The organism is Arthrobacter sp. UYCu512, assembly GCF_040547075.1.
Lineage (GTDB): Bacteria > Actinomycetota > Actinomycetes > Actinomycetales > Micrococcaceae > Arthrobacter.
Genome location: NZ_JBEPPA010000006.1, coordinates 1 through 18,696 on the forward strand (window position 1 = coordinate 1; position 18,696 = coordinate 18,696).

Sequence of the window (18,696 nt, forward strand, 5' to 3'; positions counted from 1 at the left end):
GAGAGATCCATGACCAAAGCATGACGCTGACGGGGCTCGTCCCAGGCCGACGACACGCGCTGTGAACCGTCAACATAGTCCGGTAAACAGATCATCGACGACGGCACCTTCTGCCCCGGATTCCAGTTCCTCCCCGGCGGACAACTCCGCCCGCAGGTCGTTGAGCTTTTTCAGAGGGCGATGGAACTGGACATCCCGCATAACTACTTCACCGTCTGGATGGTCACGATGTCCAGGGATCCTGCCGTCTCCCGCCCCGTTGACCACCTTAAGACCGACCCCGCTCCCCTGCTCCGCGCGCTGGAATCCTACCGCTGGCGGTAGGTGCCAACCAGCCTCTTGCTCGTCTAGTTCGTTTCCGGCCGGAATGCGGATCCTTTAGATGTCCGGGAAACAACCTTTTCTACGATCCGATTGATGACGCGCTGGTGATCTTTCCACTTCATAGCCAGCCGGTCGTGGTCCATCCCGTGTTCAGCCACGATGTCACGTAGCTGCTCGAGGTCAAGGCCTGAGAGGCGCTCTCGAAGACCCTGCTCGTCGGTATCGTTGTAAATCCCGAAGGGATCGACGACGCCGGGCGCTCGGCGCCCCGTTCTCCTAGCCTTAGGTAATTCTGCCGAACTGGGAGAAAGCGCAGTTTGAAGAGAGTTGGCAAAGCGCGGCGTTCGCGCTGCTTCATCAGCAATGGCGGCAATCAAGCTAGACAACCTGGCCGCAAGCTCAGGGCGGCTGCCACCAAGAGCGAGAAGGGCAGCGGCTACCGCTTGCGCGCTCTTGACAGTTGGTTCATCCGTCACGCTATCGCCTCGGCAGCATCAATGACCTCCGCAGCCAGATCGCGGAAGGCCTCATACCCACCCTGATACGCGTACTTCTGCCGTAACGTGGACGTGGTCGAGTACTCGGTAGAGGCCGCAATGGCGTTTCCCTCAGGGATGACGGTCTTGAATACCTGAGGTAGCTTGACGTCGTCTTCCAGACGTTCGATCGTCGTGCGGTGCAAGGTTGAGCTTGAGCGGAATTTGGTGATGACGATGCCCAGCTCACTGATGGTCTCGCCCAAGTTGTCCGCGAAAGCCTTCACCCGAGTCTGGATCTGCGGAATGCCGTAGGTAGAGAGGACGTCCGGGATAGTCGGGATGATGTAACTCTCTGAGATGCGGATTCCGTTGAGGGTGACGATGCCCAAGTTGGGTGGGCAATCAACGATCACGTAGTCATAGTCATCAAGGATTGGCTTCACCGCGCGCCGCAAGAGATCGGTCGGATTGTTGGAATAGAACTGGCCCGAAGGCATTGATGCCAAACGGTCCTGAACATCAATCAGGTCAAGGGAGGATGGGAGCAAATCAACATTTTGAACTTCCCCGACCGAACTAACATTATGCTGCAGCGTGGCATTTAGGTCGAACTCAGCGGGCTGATCTTGAGGTCGCAAGGCATCTTTAAAAAGAGTCGCAAGAGTGTGGCCGTCGTTGTTGAGCTCGCGCCAGCGGTCTTCTCCAATCAGCACTGTCGTGGCGTTGGTTTGGGGGTCGAGGTCTATCACAAGGACCTTCTTGTTGAACTCAACTGCAAGTAGCTCAGCCAACCCGACAGTGGTAGTTGTCTTACCGACGCCACCCTTTAGATTGATGGTTGAAATCACATGCGCCATAGTTTTATTCCGCCTTCGTAAGTACCTCATGATGATGTCTCGGCGGAAAACAGGTCCGCTCCGCAGGTCAGCGATAGCAGGGGGAAATCTGCGATCACGAACACGCCAGTTTGAGACTACGGTTTTGCTTACATGCGCCATCTCAGACACTTCTGCAAGTCCAACCAAATCTTCTTTGGCCATTACACTCCTGTGGATGATGTTCACGCCGGTGAGATCATAGTGAACGATGTTCACAGAGATGTCAACGCTTGCCGCCGTTCGTACGCTATGGGCTTGCCGAGACGCTAGCCCACGCCGGCGCTGGGACCGTGGGTCCCCCTTACCGCCATCCACACGACGAGCCGCACTTCACCCTCGTTGACGGCTGGCAGTGGTTCCACCTTGGCCGGCGGCTGAATTCCTGCTGCTTCGATTTCCTTTGCGACCGTCCGGATCCGTTCCGTTGCGGCTCCTTCGGCGTTCAAGGCAGAACGCACGGCTCGAGCGACCTTTGCCGATGGAACACTTCCCAGTTTCCGAAGGAGCTCGCGCTGATCTTCTGGGCCCAGAAAGGATCCGTATTTGTAGACCATCGCGCTTGCATCTCTGAATGATTTTGGCGGTTCGGGGAGGAGATTATTGATATCGGTCAGGCTGCGCCAGCTCCCGAAGGCATCTGCTCGTGCGGCGTCCCAGGCATCGAAGGCACGGTCGTAGACTTCGTCGGTCATCCAGCGAGGGACGTGCGGAGACTGCGGGTCCGCTGCCACAAGGCTGCGGAGGGTGTCTGCGACTACCTCGTGGTTGCCGGGTTCGCCCATTATCCTCCAGTCGTGATCGGTCGGTACGTACCTGAACCACGGCTGAGGGTGTCCCGCAATCTTTATGCAGAACACGTAGCCGTTCCCTTCAACGTGGGGGTTCTCGAACCCGCTCCCCGACCCGTACGGCAAGGATGTGACTTCGTGTTCGGCCATCAGGTCGCCGGTGAGATCGGTGAAGAGGCGACGGCGGTATTCTTCCCCTGACAAGGCTGCGCTGCTGCCCCGGGACTCGAGCAGGTCCTCGATCTGCTCGACGGCACGGACCTTGTCAGTGAGTACGACTTCCTTGGCGGCCTTGCGTCCAGGTAGGACCTGGCCTGTGCCGACCGCAGCCTCCGCCTGTGCAAGTTTGCGCTCGAGTGTCTCCTCCAGCTTGAGCAGCAAGTCAAGTTCGTCCGAGGGAAAGAAGAGCCCCAGCTCGACGGCGTCGTGTTTGCTTCCGATCCGGTCGACACGACCGTGCCGCTGTACGATCCGCATCGGGTTCCACGGCAGGTCATAGTTGATTATTTGACCAGCCTGCTGGAGGTTTACTCCTTCGGCAAGCACATCCGTAGTCAGCAAAATATCGTACCTATTATGTGCATGCGGTGTTCCATCATCTCCCATGCGGCCGGCGGTATCCGGTGCGAACCCTTCGACGATCGCGGCCCTGCCGCCCTGGTCCACGCCGCCTGATTTGCCGGCTCGTTGAGTAGATGCGTAAGCCCCCATGACTGGCGGGGGCAGCCGCCCGACATAATCGGCCAGAGCCGAATCAGGGTCCGCTGTCAACGCCGCTGCCACGCGTTCGTGGAGATCAACGATCGTGTCCGAGTACGTGGAAAACACGATGACTTTGCGCCGGTCACTCGACGACAGCCCACCCGGATCAATTGCGCGAGCCCGGTCGGCGATTTCGGTGAGTTCGTGGATCAACCGGTCTGCCTTCGAATCTCCGTCGTTGGCCGTGGTGACAGCCAGCTGTCTGAGCTCTTCGAGCAGGGCAAGGTCTGAGGCGACGTCCTCCCGGAGAGCTTCATAATGGAAGCCCGAACGGCTCTCCGCCTGGCCGGTGTCGTCAGCGTCAAGGTCAGCGACGAAAGCCTCCAGGTCATCGGACTCGGAAGAGGCCCAGTCCCGCAGAGCCTCACCGCGCAGTACGTACCCTTTGTCGAGAGCGCCAAGGAATGTGTTGTGCGCCTTCGTCAGTACCCCGAGAGTGTTTGCCAGGGCGTGCGGGCTGCTCTCCAGCCGTTTCAACAGGGCCGAGCGCAGGAGGCCGGCGTTGCTGATCTGGAACGCTTCAAGCTCCTGACTGATTGAGTATGCGCTGGAGGTGTACCTTGCCAGCACGAGCCGGTTTGGATCCATTTTGCGTTCTGAATATTTCGCAACCAATGGCGTGTCTTCGGGCAGATCAAGCGCGTACACAACGCGCTTGATCAGTTCGCTTCCCGAATCGTCCAGATCGTAATCGATGCGGCGGACCTTGGGCTTGGGGAATTTGATGACGACGGGTTTCCCATCCGGCCCGTCGATGGTTTCGTTGGGGTATTGCTCCTTAACGAACTTGCGCGTGCGGCGAACGGCGACCTGGTCCATGAGGTCGAAGAGGTGTTCGGGCGTCAGATTTTCCGGCTCCAACGCCTGGGCCGCCTTGATGTACCCACGGATGCTTGGAATATTGAGGCTGGCAAATTGGGCGTCGTCCCTGATGAAGTACTTGATAAGCGTTTCGAGATCAGTGAGGCTGTTGTTGACGGGTGTTGCGGTTAGCAACACGACCTTCTTCGGGACTTTTCCGCCGAGAATCGCCCGGTCAACGGCCTCGGCGCGGGCGGTTGACGCGTTGCGGAGGTTGTGTGCCTCGTCGATGACAACCATGGCATACTCTTCGATTTGACGCCGGAACGCTTCATGCTGAGGGTTGCCCTCGTCCATTCGGTTGCGGATTTCCTCATAGGAGAAAACGTCTGTCAGGCGAAAGCCTCTTTTCTGAAGGAAAGGCTCCCACATTCCCTTTTTGAGGGATGCAGGACAAATGATGAGCACGCGCTGGCGACGCTCTTCCGTGGCGCGGTGAATCACTTCACCCGCCAGGAAGGTCTTGCCCAGACCGACTTCATCGGCAACAAGAACGCCGCCGAGAGTGTCGAGCAGCCGTTCCATTCGGGCCACGCCGTCGCTTTGGAATCGGGCGAGATTGAACGCGGTTGAGGGAGTCCGTTCCTCCTCAATATTTGCCCCGTAAAGCTCCCAGAGCATGCGCATGAAGATCGTCCACGGCGTGTGTGCGTCCCACTGGTGTTCGTAAAGGCCTTTGAGATCGAAAGCGTCGCTTTGCTCCCAATAGTGTTCGAACCAGTCCACGACCTTGGCTGCGTGGTGCGTGTCTCCGGCGGGGTAGCCCAGATTAAGTTCAGCATTCAGGCTCAGCCCGGCGTACGTCATATTGCTCGATCCGGCCAATACAGCGGGCATCGTCGGGTCGTCAGAGATGAACGCTTTCCCATGGAGAAATCCCTTGGCGTAGCGACGAACCTCAACCTTGGCCTCGCCCTGAGGATCAACGGATTGCAGCCACTCAACAAGCCGTTTTGCCTGCATTGTGGATTCACGGCTGAAGCCCATGGTGTCTCGTTCGGCGTGGAGCCAGTCGTCATGGTTGCGCAGTGCGGCGGAGACCCGTTCGTCCCGATCGCCGTCGTTTTCGGCGATAGCTCGCACGGAAGCCTGTTCGGGCTCCGCGCCGAGCAGCAGACGTATGCGTGGCGCCTTTTCTAGCTCATCGGCGAGAAGACTGAAACCACCGGGGTTGATGTATGCGGTGGCGATCGCCACTGCAGGATCCTCCGCGTACTTCTCACGAAGGATGCGGAACATCTTGCTCACTTCACCGCCAACGGTCTGATTGAGATCCGCCCTGTTGCTCGCGAACGCCGGCAGCATCTCCATACCCGTCACGCCTTGTCCTTCCATGCCTCGTAGTGCTCAAGAACCGCATCGAGACGCGGCTGGTAGTTCCACCCACGTTGGAAGGTCTCGAATACATGGGTAGTTTGCGTCTCGTCGAGACCGTAGAGTAACGCGACCAGAGCATCGAGTTCATCCGTTAGGGCAGACTTCGTTGCCGCATCGGCAGCCGAGCCAACAGGAACCCCCACCTCCGCGGCCCACGCCGTGTAGCGTGCATCCACGGCTGCCATTCGACCGCTAATCTCCACGATGCGACGACGAATAGGATGCTCGGCCTCCGGCCGCGGTACTGGACAGGCGTTCAGGATCTCGATCTTCAGATGAAGCTCTACCCATTTGCGGACGCACCAGTCGAATGAGATCGAGGACATGACTCCCAAAAGGTAAGCCTCTGTCCGCTCGTCTCCCTTAGACCTGAACAGATATGGAGCGTTTTCAACCAGAAATGCCCTCGGCGGCAGTAGACACGGAATCGTTGTGCGGCTATCCGTCTGCCGTGTTACATCGCGAAAGGCTATTCGCGCGCGCAACCACGGGCGTGGAGTTAGCTGTTCATTCGTCATGCCCAAGAACGCCGAGCTGGAGAGAACGCGCTGTCTTGCAAGCTTCTTCTCAAGCAACTCAGTGACGTCCTTGAAATTCACTCTCGCGAAGGGATTCCCATACGTAGGATCCCAGTGTCTGAAGGACGCTCCAGTAAGTACGACGGCATCGCCGTCGCCGTCAAGATCGAAGTTATACAGAGCCTTGTTTGAAGACGTGTGCAACTCCGCGACGGGCCTGAAGCGCCAGTTGGTGTCATCCCGATCAAACCTGGGCTGCTTCTTCATCAGGCGGAAGACCTCCGCTGACGCCGCATCAGGGATGAGCGGAAAAGCAGCTGTGTTCGACCAGGACAAGAACTCCTCCGCATTCACTCGTGCGAGCGTCTCGGCAGCATGGCCAAGCTGTTCTGCGTTGTTAAAAGGTCCGCAGAAGCGGACAACGGGGTCCCCTCCGCGCTCGATAACTGTGAGCCCAACGGTGTAAGAGTTATGTACCCCTTCGAAGATCCATCCTCCGGTGTTTGTCAGGAAGCAGACATCGGCGAAGGACCCTCCGCTGAGGACATCCTGGCGCCACGTCGAGAGCCCGGATCCGGATAGCGCGCCGCGTGGGAGCACGATGGCGGAGCGTCCGCCCTCGCGAAGGAGATGCCAATTGCGCCATGCGAATGCCTGGTAGAGGTCGGGGTCACCACCGGAGCCCAGGCCCGGGTATGGGCCTTTGATGAGAACCGCGCGAAACGCGTCGACAGATTCAACTTCGTCTCGGTACTCGGCCATGAGATCCGGCCGCGCTTCCTGGAAGTCCTTCAACGCGGAGTTCTTCTGCTTCTGCGGCATGCTGCGCAGCTTGGGGATGCGAAGGCCCCACCATTGGTGTTCCTCGACCTTGACCTTTTCCCACGGCGGGTTACCGAGCAGGATGTCGAAGCCGGGGTTCTCGCGAATGAAGACCTCCGGGAAGAGGTAGGGCATGTGTGCAGGCGCGAGTTTGCCGACCACGTCGGCGACGGCTTTGCTTTGTGATAAATCGGTGAGCTCTTCTTCTGTGAAGATCCCGTCCGCATTCACGGCTCCGATCCGTGCAGCTACCGCCGCGTCGAAGATCAGCTTGGTTGGTTTGGCTGCCGCCTTGGCTCGCTGTGCGAGAGCAACTCCGTCGCGCACTTCTTTCTTGCTTGCTTCGCTGGCGTTGGCGGCATCCAGCAAGAGCGACTTTGCGGAGCTGAGGTTGCTCTCAATGATGCCGTCGAAGAAGGTGGCGTGGCCTGGGATCCTTTTGGGTTGCAGTGCGTTGAGGGCTTCCTCGATGGTGCCGATGCCGGTGAGGCTGTTTGCGCAGACCAGGCCGTGGTCGAGGCTGGACATTGGCAGTCCGGGGACGAAGGTGTGAATCCACAGCGCAAGACGCGAGAGCTCAACTGCCAGTGGGTTGATGTCCAGACCGTAGATACAGCGCCGGGCGACCTGCCTTCGCAGTAGCGCGGCTGGTTCGACCTCGCCGATGGCGGTCTCATCACGTCCGAGCGCATTCTTGGCTGCATCGGCGAGGCGCATGAGTTCGTCCTGGACACCGGGAACCTGCGTCTCAGGGTCCGCCAGGAATGACCGCATCCTGGATTCGATCCGGTCGACGGCGGCGACGAGGAAATGTCCGGACCCCATGGCGAGGTCCGCGACGCGGAAGTCAAAGAAGTCGCGTGCTGCCGCTGCGTCGTCCCCCGCGTTGAGGTGGGTACGGATGCGCTGTAGGTGGGCGTCAAGGGCCGGGTCAAGGGACCGGTCGATCAGGTGGTCGACGACGATCGCGGGGGTGAAGTACGAGCCGGTCGCCTTGCGTTCCCCGGATGCGGAATGGAAGTAGGCAGTTCCTGCCGCAGCCTCCACGACATCACCGTCCTTGGCCGGTACCCAGGCCCCGTTCCTGTCTAGAGTGAGATCGATGTCGGTCACGGACAGGCTGCTCTCCAACAGGCCCTCGTAGATTGTCCCGAACTCACGCACGCTCAGCGACCTGAAGTCGACAGGCCCGCGCACACCGTCCTCGCTGAGATCGATGAGCATGTGCTGCAGGGCTGGACCCAGGACATCATCCGTAAGGGTCAGCTTTTCGAGAAGTGCGCCCTCCGGATGCAGGTCAGGATCGGATCCGAAAAGACCACCGTTATATGCCGGGACCTCCCACAGAGTATTGCCCTCATCAATCGCGTTCCATACCTGCACCAGGTCAAGCCACAGCGACTTCGCGCCCGGACTGAACTCCTCGGGCTGGGTATCGATCTCGCGCTGGGCGATGGTCTTGAGGCTGTTGGCGTCGTAGCGTGCATTGCGGCCGGCCGGAAGCAGTCCGCGGTCTTCGGCGTACGCCTGAAAAAGCAACCTGAACAGCAAACGAAGGGTCAGACGGTAGGCTGTCGCCAGTCCATCGGCGTCGGCGGCTAGCCCGAGCTGCGGCAATTGCCCCGCCACAGCCTTGGCAATGCCGGGAACAACATGTTCGTAAACCCGTTCACGCAGGCGTACGCCCAGTCGGGAGGCGTATCTGCTGCTGTCATCCAAGAGCTGCTTTGCCGTGCCATTTGGCTCGAGCGCATCCGCGGAGAACACCAGTGGCAGCAGCGCGGCATGGGCTTCATCGATCGCGGCGAGGTCAATTTCGAAGAAGGTCTCGACCTGGCCCTTCTGGCCCACGCCAACGCCATCCTTGCCGGGATACAGACGGATCTGATCCTTGCGCAGCACGATAAGCCACGGAACCCCCTGCCTCGCCGCCACATTCAGGCCCCATGCAACAGGAGAGAGCTGAAACCGCGCACTTTTGCTCTCAAACTGCTCAGTCTCATCCAGGAGCACCGCAACGGCGCGCGGCGATTCCGTACTCGCTGAAAGGACCAGCGCATTTCCGACTGTGCTCTTGGAGGTGAACCCGAGACCGTGAATGAGCTTGAGATGCCGCAGTCCTAAAAGCTTTTTAGCAGCCGTGTTCTTTTCGCCCCAGTCGGCGCGCTTGGGTACGTTTTCGCGAACGTGGTAGCTGGCGAACAGTCCGTTGTTGGTGAATCCAGGGATGCTCGTGCTGTCTAGGGCGCGCCGGAGTGAGCCCAACCGGGTATAGGCGGCCAGGCTGTCGGGTTCATCGAGCGCGGACTGCAGCTGGCGCAGTCCCTGGTCGAGGGTCAGGTTGTCGACCACCGCTGTCTGCTCGTCGGGGCCAAGCAGCCAGATGCGGTCGCCCGTCACGGCAGCAACCACAAGGCTGATGTTGCGCTTCCCTTTGCGAGCAGAATGGAGGGAGAGCATAGTCTCCCTGGATGGTGGTGCACTCGCCTCGGCGATCGCCACTTGGAATCCGCCCAGTCCGTATGGGTCCGGTCCGACGTAGACCTTGCGCGGAACGGCACCGTTCGTTGCTGTGTCGTTCCAGTCCAAGACCTGCGGCGCGGATAGTTCGTAGCGGTTCTCACTCATGGGGTCACTCTAGTTTCCGGGTTCACGTCATCATCAGCTGACGGTTTCGAAGGTTGCGGGCTGGGCGCCGGGGTGGATCTTGCAGCTCTTAATCGCCGAGGACAGCCCTTTTCCGAAGTGGGTGGTCAGCGCCTGGGTGCTTTTTTTCCGGCCGAAAACGGCCAGCGTGCGACGACGCAGGTCTTCTTCGTTGAGCGCGCCGGCGCGGAGTATGTCTGTGGCGGCGTTCGCGATTTCGTGGGGGCTAATTTCCAGGAATTTCCGGGTTGTACCTATGGGGCTGCGTCGATGGATTTTCCAGTCTGCGGGATCCGTGTCGCCGGGCCAGACGAAGTGATCCTGATCGACAAAACACGCTGATGCGTTGATTTGGCTCAGAATCTTCTTGGCCCGGGCCTCGTGTACCTTCCCCAGGCCGTACGTATAGCCGACAAGTTTGGTGAGCCGGTCGCGGTGGATGGGGCCCTCAGAGTCCACGATCTCTTCGATCGTGGCGCGCACGGACTCTTTGGCGACCTTCTTTGGGAGGTTGTCCAGTGTTTCGACAGATCCGGTGACGACTACGTCCCAGGGCTCAAATTCTGTCCGCCGACGTGCGAATCTCCGGACCGGTTCCCCGGGCACGTCAGGGGCCTCCTCGGGAAGGTTTTCCGGTTCGGTTGATTCCGGGCCGTCCTGCCCGTCCGGCATCTTCTCAACCGCTGGCTCGTCGATCAGTCCCAGCACCAGTGCGGCCCGTTCGGCTGCGGCTCTTCCGGCGCCCTCGGTGTCACCGATGTGCGTCAGGAGTATAAAGACTGTATCGACGGCACGCATCGCCTCGAAGCTGGTGAACTGGTCGTTGTGCGCCCAGCGGTTCCGGACGATTCTCAGTTCATTGCCGTAGGTGCTCATCATCCGGTTCGGGTCACCGGAGTCGAAGGGATAGCCCAAATTTCCCAGCCGTTCGGTGATGGCCCGTAGCTGGCACTGGATGTCGGTGCGGCTGTACAGCTTGGGGGCTTTGCCTTTCATCTGGTCGAGTTCCTGGAGGATGTCCGTCCACTCCAGATCACCGCCAAGGTGTGGTGCCAGAACCTTTGCAATGTGTTTTTCGAGTCCCCCAGACAGCAACGCCAGTGCTGTTTGGACCCCGGTTTCATTGTTCACTGGTGTCTTTCCTGTTGATCCAGTCATCAGCGTAGCCACGAATACCGACTTTTCGTTGGTAACGACACACGAGCCGAGGTCCGGTCGGCACTTGGCTCTGATCTAATTCCTTGCAGATACATCGAAATGCTGATCTTCAATACGGAGCCAGCGATGATGTGACGCTGCCAAACCCTCGCGTCAGATCATTCATCGCTGGAAAAGGAACGGACAAGTGTGAAACGTGTTTTAGCGGTCTTAATTGCGGCAACGGCGTTCGTCGTCTCGGTCCATTTCCCATATGGTGCCGTTGGCATGGGCATTCTGGCCGGTCTTTTGTGGGACAGATCCCGGTCCAAGGCCGCCCCGGGCCTCGGCGCCAGCAGCAAGGACGGACCTGCTCCGCTGTCTCTGGCGGTCCCCCCTCGGATGCTCGACTCCAACGGCCCTCCCTCGAGGCAGGAGAGTACAGGCCGGTCCGATCCGCCCGCAGCGCTGGTTCCACACGTCGGCATTCCACATATATCGACACCACCGCCGAACATCGGGACCGCTTCCACAGCGCTGCCGCCGGCGTCCGTGACAACCACCGCCGGCGAACGACCTGCCAACCACATACCGGACCGAGGCGTCTCCGACCCGGACGGAGGCGCCAACATCATCACGCGCACCTCCACTGCGCACCCGAGGCAGCCGCTGGAGGACCCATTTCTGAATACGGAACGCGTATGGGCCCGGGAGGAACTGATCCGGATGCTTGACCTGTATGAGAACCGGCAGGGCGTGGCCGCCATCGCCCAGGCAATGCGAATCGATCAGCGGCAAGTCGCCATCCGTCTCCTCCGCATCCTGTTCCAACCTGCTGGAGACATCGACGATGCGACGGCCGCCCCGAGATACGGAAAGAACTACTCCAAGTCAGAGACTGAAGAGCTGCTGAACCTCTTCCACAAGGGAGCGTCGATCGTACAGATCGCAGGGAAGGTCAGCAGAACGCCGCTGGGTGCTGCCTGGAAATTGTTCAATCTGCATGTGGTCCAAGTCCCGCCGGGCTTGCGGGAAACACTGTCAGGTGACGCCTAAGCGGGCGCGTATGCTCCTCGCGTGATTGGTCCGCGAGGGATGTCGATATCGCACTCTTCTGGTTCGGCGATCCGAAGTCACAGTCCTGAAGCACGCCGCGACTATATCCACGTCGCACGTGCCTTGCGCCGAATCAGGTGCTCGTGAAACTTGGGCGCCGTGTATTCACGGTGAGGGACCGGAAACCTGCTCCCCGTTCCCTGATGTCCTCGATGATGTCCAGGACGTGGCGTGTATTTCAACCCAAACGGTCGAGCTTCCACACCGTGAGTACGTCGCCGGTCTCCAGCCGGTCCAGGGCTTAGGACAACTGAGGGCGTTCAACCGTGGACCCGCTGACCCCATCGACAAAGGTCCGGGCTGCACCTGCGGACTTGAGTGCAGGGAGCCGCAGATCAAGGTTTTGTTCCGCGGTGGAAACCCTCGCGTACCCAATAACAGCCACGGCCAACCTACTATTCTCTTAATCCCGATCAAATTGCCGTTCAGAGACTATCTGTTGTTGGACGGCATGGGGGTTCACGACTGACGTGAACGCCGTTCTCCCTTCGTACCCGGACACGTCGTCGTTGATGGCAGCCGGCAGATCTGTCATATCGAAAACGAAGAATTCCGAGAACGACGTTAATCGAGAGTCGAAGGCGTTCCAGCCCGTCAGGTGAAGCGCCTCGGTAACAGTTCTCGAAACCACATAGGCGATCTAGGTCCGCGGCTCGGGTTTTGAGAATCGAAGAGTTCTCCATCGTTCTGTGCATAATTATCGAAACGACTGGGGGACTAAGATGTTCGATCTTTTGCCGCTCGATGGAGACGGACGCAGCTGCTATCCGAAGGACCCCGACAGTCGCTGGGAGAGCGCGGAGGTTCTTGTCGTGGTGAAGGCTGCTCCCCAGCCCTCTGCAGCCTATGGCGACACCGTCTGCGTGGCGGGCATCCGAATGAGGGAGAGCGGCCCGGAGTGGATACGTCTCTACCCCATTCCGTTCCGCTCAATGGAGGAGTATTTCCAATTCACAAAGTACGACTTGATCCGGCTGCAGGTGAAACCGGCGTCAAAGGATCCGAGAAGCGAAAGCTACATTCCAGACCGTTCCACGATAGAAGCTGTCGCCCATTTGGATCCTTGGAAACCGCGTCATCGTTATGTATCGCCGCTTTCGTCACAATGGAGCATGTGCGGAATACTCAAGGCGCAGAGGGCCGGCAAGGAGTTCCCGTCGCTTGCGGTGATACGCCCCCGTGAGGTTCGAGACTTCAAGCTAACCCTTCACCCAGGCTGGACTCCGGAACAGGCACAAAAGCTGAAAGTGAACCTTGGCCAGGAAGATTTATTTGGAGATGCTCCCAAAGTGCAGCTGCTGGAGGCACCTCGGTTCGAAGGAAAATATTCCTACCTCTGTGAAGACAAGACTTGCAAGGGGCACGTCCAGGGATTGCTCGACTGGGAGCTTGTCGCGCTCGAGCGACGACTGAAGGACCGCGAAGACGCCACTGCCATGTTCGAGATCCGCAAGAAATTCTTCACGGAGATGTGTTCTCCCGATCGTCGCCCGCTGTTTTTCGTCGGAAATCAGTTGAAGCACCCCCTAGCGTTCAGCGTCATAGGGGTCTACAGATCCCAGTCGCAGAACTAAGTGCGAGACAGAGCTGAAGCCTCGGCCGAAACGGCCTCAAGCACCAGTCGACGATGGCAGCAAGCCTCCGATGCCTCAAAGCACAGAAGGGCCACATGTTCGGTCGCCGCGAGCTGGGCCAGATAGTGGATCGCAGCGTGAGCTGAGTCAGCGAGCAGCAACTTTCGATACTTTTCATGGGCAGACACCGCGGCATTCGTACCAGGGGCCCAGAACCCGTCACGGTTGTCTTTGGGATTGCCGAGGACGGGAAGATGCTCGTAACGAATGCCGGCCTCAGCCAAGGCAGACGAAAGTGCGGTCTTGGAGAACCCCTTTTTCCGAGAGATGGCATTCAGGCGAACGTCTACGAGTACGTCAACCTTCCACGGCTGAAGATGGTGAATGAACGACGAAATATCGTGGCCCTCGTAGCCCACACCGATAATCCCGCTAGTCTCCGTCCACATCACCCCATTCTTTCATGGGTTGAGTCGATAACTTCTTGGTCTGCGTCGTACGCCGCCGGTTGCTCTCTGCCCTGGCGACCGGGGTCGCCGTAGGAGCGGGTTTCTTCGTACAAGCTCCTCGCTATACGCACGGACTGCGAGCCGACAGTCTTACCTAGGCGCAGCTTTAAGCCCTCTCGCGATACTCAGCTCGGCACTTGTCGTAATAGTCATCATCGAGTGATGCTAGGAAATGGACGGCGTCGCCGGACCAAACGTGGCTTGCCGCGTTGCTGTGCTTCCACGCGTATTTCGCCTCGTCTTTCAAGTTTTCTTTCCAGCACACGGCTTGATAGTCGTAGCTATTCAGGAGACGCCCTTCACGTCGGTCGTTGACCCTTACCAGTAGCTCTTTCATGTTGTAGGGGTGAGTCTTGTTGGGGTCGGTCTTCCGCACCACAACTTGCCCGTCTCCCGTCGGAGAGATGGCAACGACAAGGTCCGCACTCGTCATTTTCTTCACGGACTGCATGTTGATGTCGTAGATCGTGGCAACGCGCGACATTTCACTGCCCGCCGCCTCTGCGTCGTCCATGTAACCTCGCAGCGCTTCGATGAACTGCCGCACTTCGGTAACCATGGTTGCATTGCCGTCCGTGCGCATGAACCTCACGGCGTCCGCCGGCGCTGTCGCTCCAAGCGGCAGGAGCTGCCATGTCATGGAATCAGCAAGATCCTTGTTGAACTTGGCCAGCATGAAGTCCCGGTAGTTAAGGACATTTTGTTGCAGAAATGGGTAGATGATCGCCCCCAGACCTTGGGCGTTGTAGAGATGAATGGCGCGATCCCGGTACTCCGAGAGGGCCTTCACGTTTGCTACTACGGCTGGACCATCAATGTGGGTGGGCCAGAGATTTTGTGCGGAGACTCTTCCAAGGCAATCGTCGAGGGTGAGCGATCGGTACTGATCGCCTCGATTCTTGGGATAGAAGATCGTTTTACCGTTCTTCCGCAAGGTTGCCTTCAGCGCGAGTTCCCAGGCATTCACCACAAGCATCACGGTGACTTCATCCCTGTATGTCATCCGCGGCTTGTTGTAGACCTCGACTGCGCCCAGGATTGCAGACAGCGAGTTATCAACCAACCGCCTCATAGATACATACGGCGCACCCATTCGATCTACCTCCAGCATTCGACGCTGGATGAGATCCTGCGCTGTGATTGTCCTCCACCTCGGGACACTATTCCCACAGGCTACCTGCGCCAACGGCGTGGAAGATGAGACCTCAACGTGTCGAGGTCACGTGGCTGGCACGGAGCGTTGAATGGTGCTGTTGACCGTAGAGCGAGCGATGTCGAACAGTCGCACTTCGGGACTTGCGGCTACCGATATAGGGTCGCTGACGGTATCCGGTGAAGGATCGCCAGTCGGGCACGATCGCCGACCGATCTCAGAGCGCCATCCGGCATCTCTGGGCAGGTATGGTTCTCGAATGGCTAGCTGGTAGCCGGATCGATTCATCTCCGACTGATCGGATCTGTCCAAAATTGCGAAGCTATTGGCTCTGCCCCTTCGGTCCACGAGCAGATCGTGGCTGAAGGCGTCGGACCGCCAACGGTTGAATTGATCGGGTGAACGTGAGCGAGAGGACGTCAGAATGAGCTCGCCGAGTTCGAAAGCACGCCGCGCGGCGCAAGCAGCGAAAGTGACTGCCCGCAGCGCGCAGAGTTCCGGCATGATCAAGTGCTACGTGGAGTACTTCGATCACCCTGACGGAACACCCGACCTCTGCCTTCGTGAAAAGTTGACCCGGCGGACGGTGCGTGTTCTGACTGCCGAACCGATGCTTCAACCGTTAGCGCCGTTGTCGAATCTGTTGCAGGACTGCTATGCCCACGGCGGGGGGCTTATCGAGCCCCGGAACCGCAAGGAGCACGTCGCCATCGCCGCACCAATCGTCATGCAGAACGCGCAAGAGATCGCGGTGCAGCTCGATGGCAAGTTCTCGGTGATAGTTAACATCCTGCCCGCGCGAATTACCTCACCGCCTGTCTCCGTTTGGTGCTACATCGAGGAGTACCCCGGCGGGAATGGGAGTCTCGGCCTCCGACTCCGGGAGAAGGTGACCGGCCGCAAGGTCGAGATGTATGGCAAGACTAAGGAGCACTTGACCGAATTCCTTGCCAGCCCTATCTTCACTGGCGCGTATAGGCACATGCCGAACCTCTATGAGAAGGACGGACACCAGGACTACGTGCTGGTCTCTGGTGGGACTGCCGTGGACTCGTATGACGTGCTCCTCTTCCAAGGCGACGCCCAGCTCTCATACCTGCTCGGACCGACCCCGGACACCGCGTACCGGGATGCGTTCCGTGCTCTGGAAGAGGAATCTCCGGTCGCGGCGCACTCACGTACGGCCGTAACTCATTTCGAGGGTGGCCGATACCGCGAGGCCGTGCTCGCCGCACGTCTCGCGGTCGAGATGGCCAGCGGCGGAGGTGGTACAGACGTGAAGCGTCGTCTCATTGGGGCACCCCAGGATGTTTCGACAGCTGGCGACGCCCTTTATACGAAGCGGCATGTTGCGGTCCATGAGGGCGGCACAAGAGTCGAACAGCAGGACGCCCTAGAAGCGATCCGCGCGATGAAGCTCCTCCTTGACTACCTGGAGCTGCAGGGCGGCCCATCGTGACTGTCGAGGCAGCGGCTCGTGCGCCTCGCAAGCAACCACCGACAGAACATAGGCGCTGATTGCCGGTTTGAATCGCGTCGGGGCCGTGCCCGAGCTCCCTCTGAGGTTTCCGCCGGCATCCCGAATCGCCATGTCGCCCCGCAGGCTGATCCACCTACGGCACACAATCGCCAAGTCATGGACGGCCATGGGGGAAGTCTGCGGCCGGCGTCGCTCCCTGGCCATGCGGCGCTCAGCTAGCCTTTAGATAAGGCTTACTGACGGCCTCAATTCGAGCCTTCCCACCCCTTTCCTGCTGCGTCTACGCATGTAAAAAGACATGGACCCCCGTAAGAGGCCTCAGCGCCCAAAACGCCCGCTCTCCGCTCGTGCCCTAGAGGCATTCGTAATCGCAGCATCGGCTGCGGCTGGAAAGATCGGAGTCGATTTGCTCTTTGACTGTCTAGAAGCACTCCTCCAGCTTCCACACCGCTAGACCAGCCTCCGGATCCCTGACGCGACGGCCGTAGGGTGTTCCACTTCCTTAGAACTGGGACACCGCGAAGTGGGACACTCCCCCGGCAACTGGATCCGCGTCCTTCCACGTAATCTGAACGTCCAGGATGTTATGCCAAAACTTCAGCCATAATGAGCCTTTGCGGAAGCAACTTTCGGTACCGTGCGTGAAAGGACATTGGATATGCGCGCGTCTCAACGGCAAAGCAAGACTTGGGCCGGCAACCGGATGCCCTGGCGCCGGCATCACGATGGTCTTTTCCGAAAAGAGGTCCGGAGCCACTAGAGATCGCCCTGGTCTTCCTGGCGCGCTGCAGCACGCCAGGGACGGCGATGTCATCGTGGTGCACACCCTGGACAGGCTGGGGCGCACGGTGCGGGATACGCTCAATCTGATGCACGAGCTCAACGAGCGCGGAGTTGGAGTCCGAACGCTGGCCGACCCTCTCCGAATCGATACATCGACTCCGGACAGTCCCACGGCGCAGCTGGCCGTGGTCATGCTGGCCCTCTTTGCGAAAATGGAGCGCACCTACGCTGCCTAACGCGCAGAACACGCCTGTGCCGTGGCCACAGCCAACGGCCGGCGCACGGGCAGGCCTTCGGTCGTGGATCCCGACAAGCTCGAACATGCGCTGATGCTGCGGGACAAAGGGGTACCCATGCGCGAAATCGTCACCAAGACGGGACTTGCGCGGACCACCTGTACCGGCATCTCCCGCCTCGTTCAAGCCAGCGAGGTGATGGGAAAGACCCTGAAGAAAGCGGGACGTCAGTTCTCCCCTAAGGTGACCAAATGTCGTGAGGCCGCCCGCCATCGTGGCGCCCAGCCTCTTGTCAGTGCAGTCACCACCGGAAACGCTGGGTGCGGGAAGCGCGGGATTCCTCAAAAGCAGCCAGCGCCTGCCCTCCGAGCGCGCTTTCCAGATCTTCTTGTACGAACTGAGGTACGTGGGCGTCGTACTGCCCCAGGAGCTCCCCTGCGGCGAGCACCGTAAGGTGTCCTTCCTCTTGGCGGAAGAACGGGTCCAAGTCTTCTCGAACAAGGTCACCAAACAGGTTGATGTAGCGGGTGATTTCAAGGGTTAGATCCGACATATACGCCCGCCGGGCCTTGTACTTCGCCAATAGTGAGCTGTAGCGCTCCGCATCCCACTCATTGATCCGGTAGAACGCTGGATAGATTCTCCGGTGCCCCCCATCTTGCAGCTCCGCGCGCTTGTTAAACACATTGAGCAACTCGTTCAGAAAAAGACCGATGTTAACAATTGCGGCTTTTAGCCTGTCATGGCCTTGGGGCCAAGGCCTCTTCGCAAGCCACAATGCACAATCGCGAAGCCGTTGCTCAGTGGCAACATCTAACTGGATCGGGGTTGCGTCGAAGAACGGGCTAACCTCCTCCGCCCAGGTATCCAGTCCCAACTTTGCCGGCAATTGGTCGACGATCTTTGCCCACAAAACCTCGTTCGCATCGACCTTCGACCCCAAGGTCTCTCGTACCCAGGCTTCATGGTCCGCCTTTGTCTCGTGCAAGAACTCAACGGTGTACTCTTGCGGAGCCTTGTCGATGCGAGTGTGATCATGAGAGCAGAGCAGAATCAGATTGCTGTAATCGTTGCGTTCCTCCAGAGTGAGCGGGGATTCGCCGCGCGGCCCATCCTCCTCCTTCGCGACAATGTGCGCCTCTTCGCCGAGAACTATTGCCCCAGTGCTGAGCACAAGATCCTGACTGAGGGGACTGCGACAATCTGGCCATGAACAGTGGCTGGCCGCCCTGCCCCAGAGGAGCTTCCGCGAT

At 59.2% G+C, this 18,696-nt stretch carries 14 protein-coding genes; 5 read left to right on the forward strand and 9 right to left on the reverse strand.

Going from position 1 to position 18,696, the window contains the following annotated elements; genetic code table 11:
• The first annotated feature begins 180 nt into the window (after positions 1-180).
• The gene (locus ABIB49_RS07550) at positions 181-324 is read left to right on the forward strand and encodes a hypothetical protein (protein ID WP_354156865.1); all 144 of its coding nucleotides are present in this window, start codon (positions 181-183) and stop codon (positions 322-324) included.
• Positions 325-347: 23 nt separating this feature from the next.
• Here the strand turns inward: ABIB49_RS07550 and ABIB49_RS07555 are convergent, their stop codons facing one another.
• From ABIB49_RS07555 to ABIB49_RS07575, 5 genes are read right to left on the reverse strand one after another with little or no spacing between them, the layout of a single operon-like run.
• Entirely contained in the window at positions 348-800 is a 453-nt protein-coding gene (locus tag ABIB49_RS07555) for a hypothetical protein (RefSeq protein ID WP_354156866.1), read from the reverse strand.
• Entirely contained in the window at positions 797-1,897 is a 1,101-nt protein-coding gene (locus ABIB49_RS07560; RefSeq protein WP_354156867.1) for a ParA family protein, read from the reverse strand. Before ABIB49_RS07560 ends, ABIB49_RS07555 begins: the two co-directional genes overlap by 4 nt.
• A 50-nt stretch (positions 1,898-1,947) precedes the next feature.
• The gene (locus ABIB49_RS07565; protein ID WP_354156940.1) at positions 1,948-5,403 is read right to left on the reverse strand and encodes an SNF2-related protein; all 3,456 of its coding nucleotides are present in this window, start codon (positions 5,401-5,403) and stop codon (positions 1,948-1,950) included.
• 5 nt (positions 5,404-5,408) lie between these two features.
• Positions 5,409-9,437 (reverse strand): Eco57I restriction-modification methylase domain-containing protein, encoded by a 4,029-nt coding sequence (locus tag ABIB49_RS07570; protein ID WP_354156868.1) that lies wholly within the window; start codon positions 9,435-9,437, stop codon positions 5,409-5,411.
• Between the two features lie 33 nt (positions 9,438-9,470).
• Complete coding sequence (locus tag ABIB49_RS07575; protein ID WP_354156869.1) at positions 9,471-10,586, reverse strand: DUF3320 domain-containing protein; 1,116 nt, start codon at positions 10,584-10,586, stop codon at positions 9,471-9,473.
• A 216-nt stretch (positions 10,587-10,802) separates the two neighbouring features.
• Between ABIB49_RS07575 and ABIB49_RS07580 the strand changes: the two genes are divergently transcribed.
• A complete protein-coding gene (locus ABIB49_RS07580) occupies positions 10,803-11,648 on the forward strand; it encodes a hypothetical protein (protein WP_354156870.1) in 846 nt (281 codons plus the stop codon).
• A gap of 301 nt (positions 11,649-11,949) precedes the next feature.
• Here the strand turns inward: ABIB49_RS07580 and ABIB49_RS07585 are convergent, their stop codons facing one another.
• Complete coding sequence (locus ABIB49_RS07585; RefSeq protein WP_354156871.1) at positions 11,950-12,093, reverse strand: recombinase family protein; 144 nt, start codon at positions 12,091-12,093, stop codon at positions 11,950-11,952.
• A gap of 337 nt (positions 12,094-12,430) precedes the next feature.
• Between ABIB49_RS07585 and ABIB49_RS07590 the strand changes: the two genes are divergently transcribed.
• A complete protein-coding gene (locus ABIB49_RS07590; RefSeq protein WP_326961434.1) occupies positions 12,431-13,282 on the forward strand; it encodes a DUF8757 domain-containing protein in 852 nt (283 codons plus the stop codon).
• Here ABIB49_RS07590 and ABIB49_RS07595 read toward each other — a convergent pair.
• Together ABIB49_RS07595 and ABIB49_RS07600 are read right to left on the reverse strand one after the other, a co-directional pair.
• A complete protein-coding gene (locus ABIB49_RS07595) occupies positions 13,279-13,731 on the reverse strand; it encodes a DUF488 domain-containing protein (protein WP_354156872.1) in 453 nt (150 codons plus the stop codon). The genes ABIB49_RS07590 and ABIB49_RS07595 overlap by 4 nt on opposite strands.
• A gap of 166 nt (positions 13,732-13,897) precedes the next feature.
• The gene (locus tag ABIB49_RS07600) at positions 13,898-14,902 is read right to left on the reverse strand and encodes a DUF3644 domain-containing protein (protein WP_354156873.1); all 1,005 of its coding nucleotides are present in this window, start codon (positions 14,900-14,902) and stop codon (positions 13,898-13,900) included.
• A 544-nt stretch (positions 14,903-15,446) separates the two neighbouring features.
• Here ABIB49_RS07600 and ABIB49_RS07605 point away from each other — a divergent pair.
• Entirely contained in the window at positions 15,447-16,403 is a 957-nt protein-coding gene (locus tag ABIB49_RS07605; protein ID WP_354156874.1) for a hypothetical protein, read from the forward strand.
• A gap of 746 nt (positions 16,404-17,149) precedes the next feature.
• Positions 17,150-17,443 (forward strand): recombinase family protein, encoded by a 294-nt coding sequence (locus ABIB49_RS07610; protein ID WP_354156875.1) that lies wholly within the window; start codon positions 17,150-17,152, stop codon positions 17,441-17,443.
• Positions 17,444-17,744: 301 nt separating this feature from the next.
• Here the strand turns inward: ABIB49_RS07610 and ABIB49_RS07615 are convergent, their stop codons facing one another.
• Entirely contained in the window at positions 17,745-18,617 is an 873-nt protein-coding gene (locus ABIB49_RS07615; protein WP_354156876.1) for an HNH endonuclease family protein, read from the reverse strand.
• Positions 18,618-18,696 lie beyond the last annotated feature (79 nt).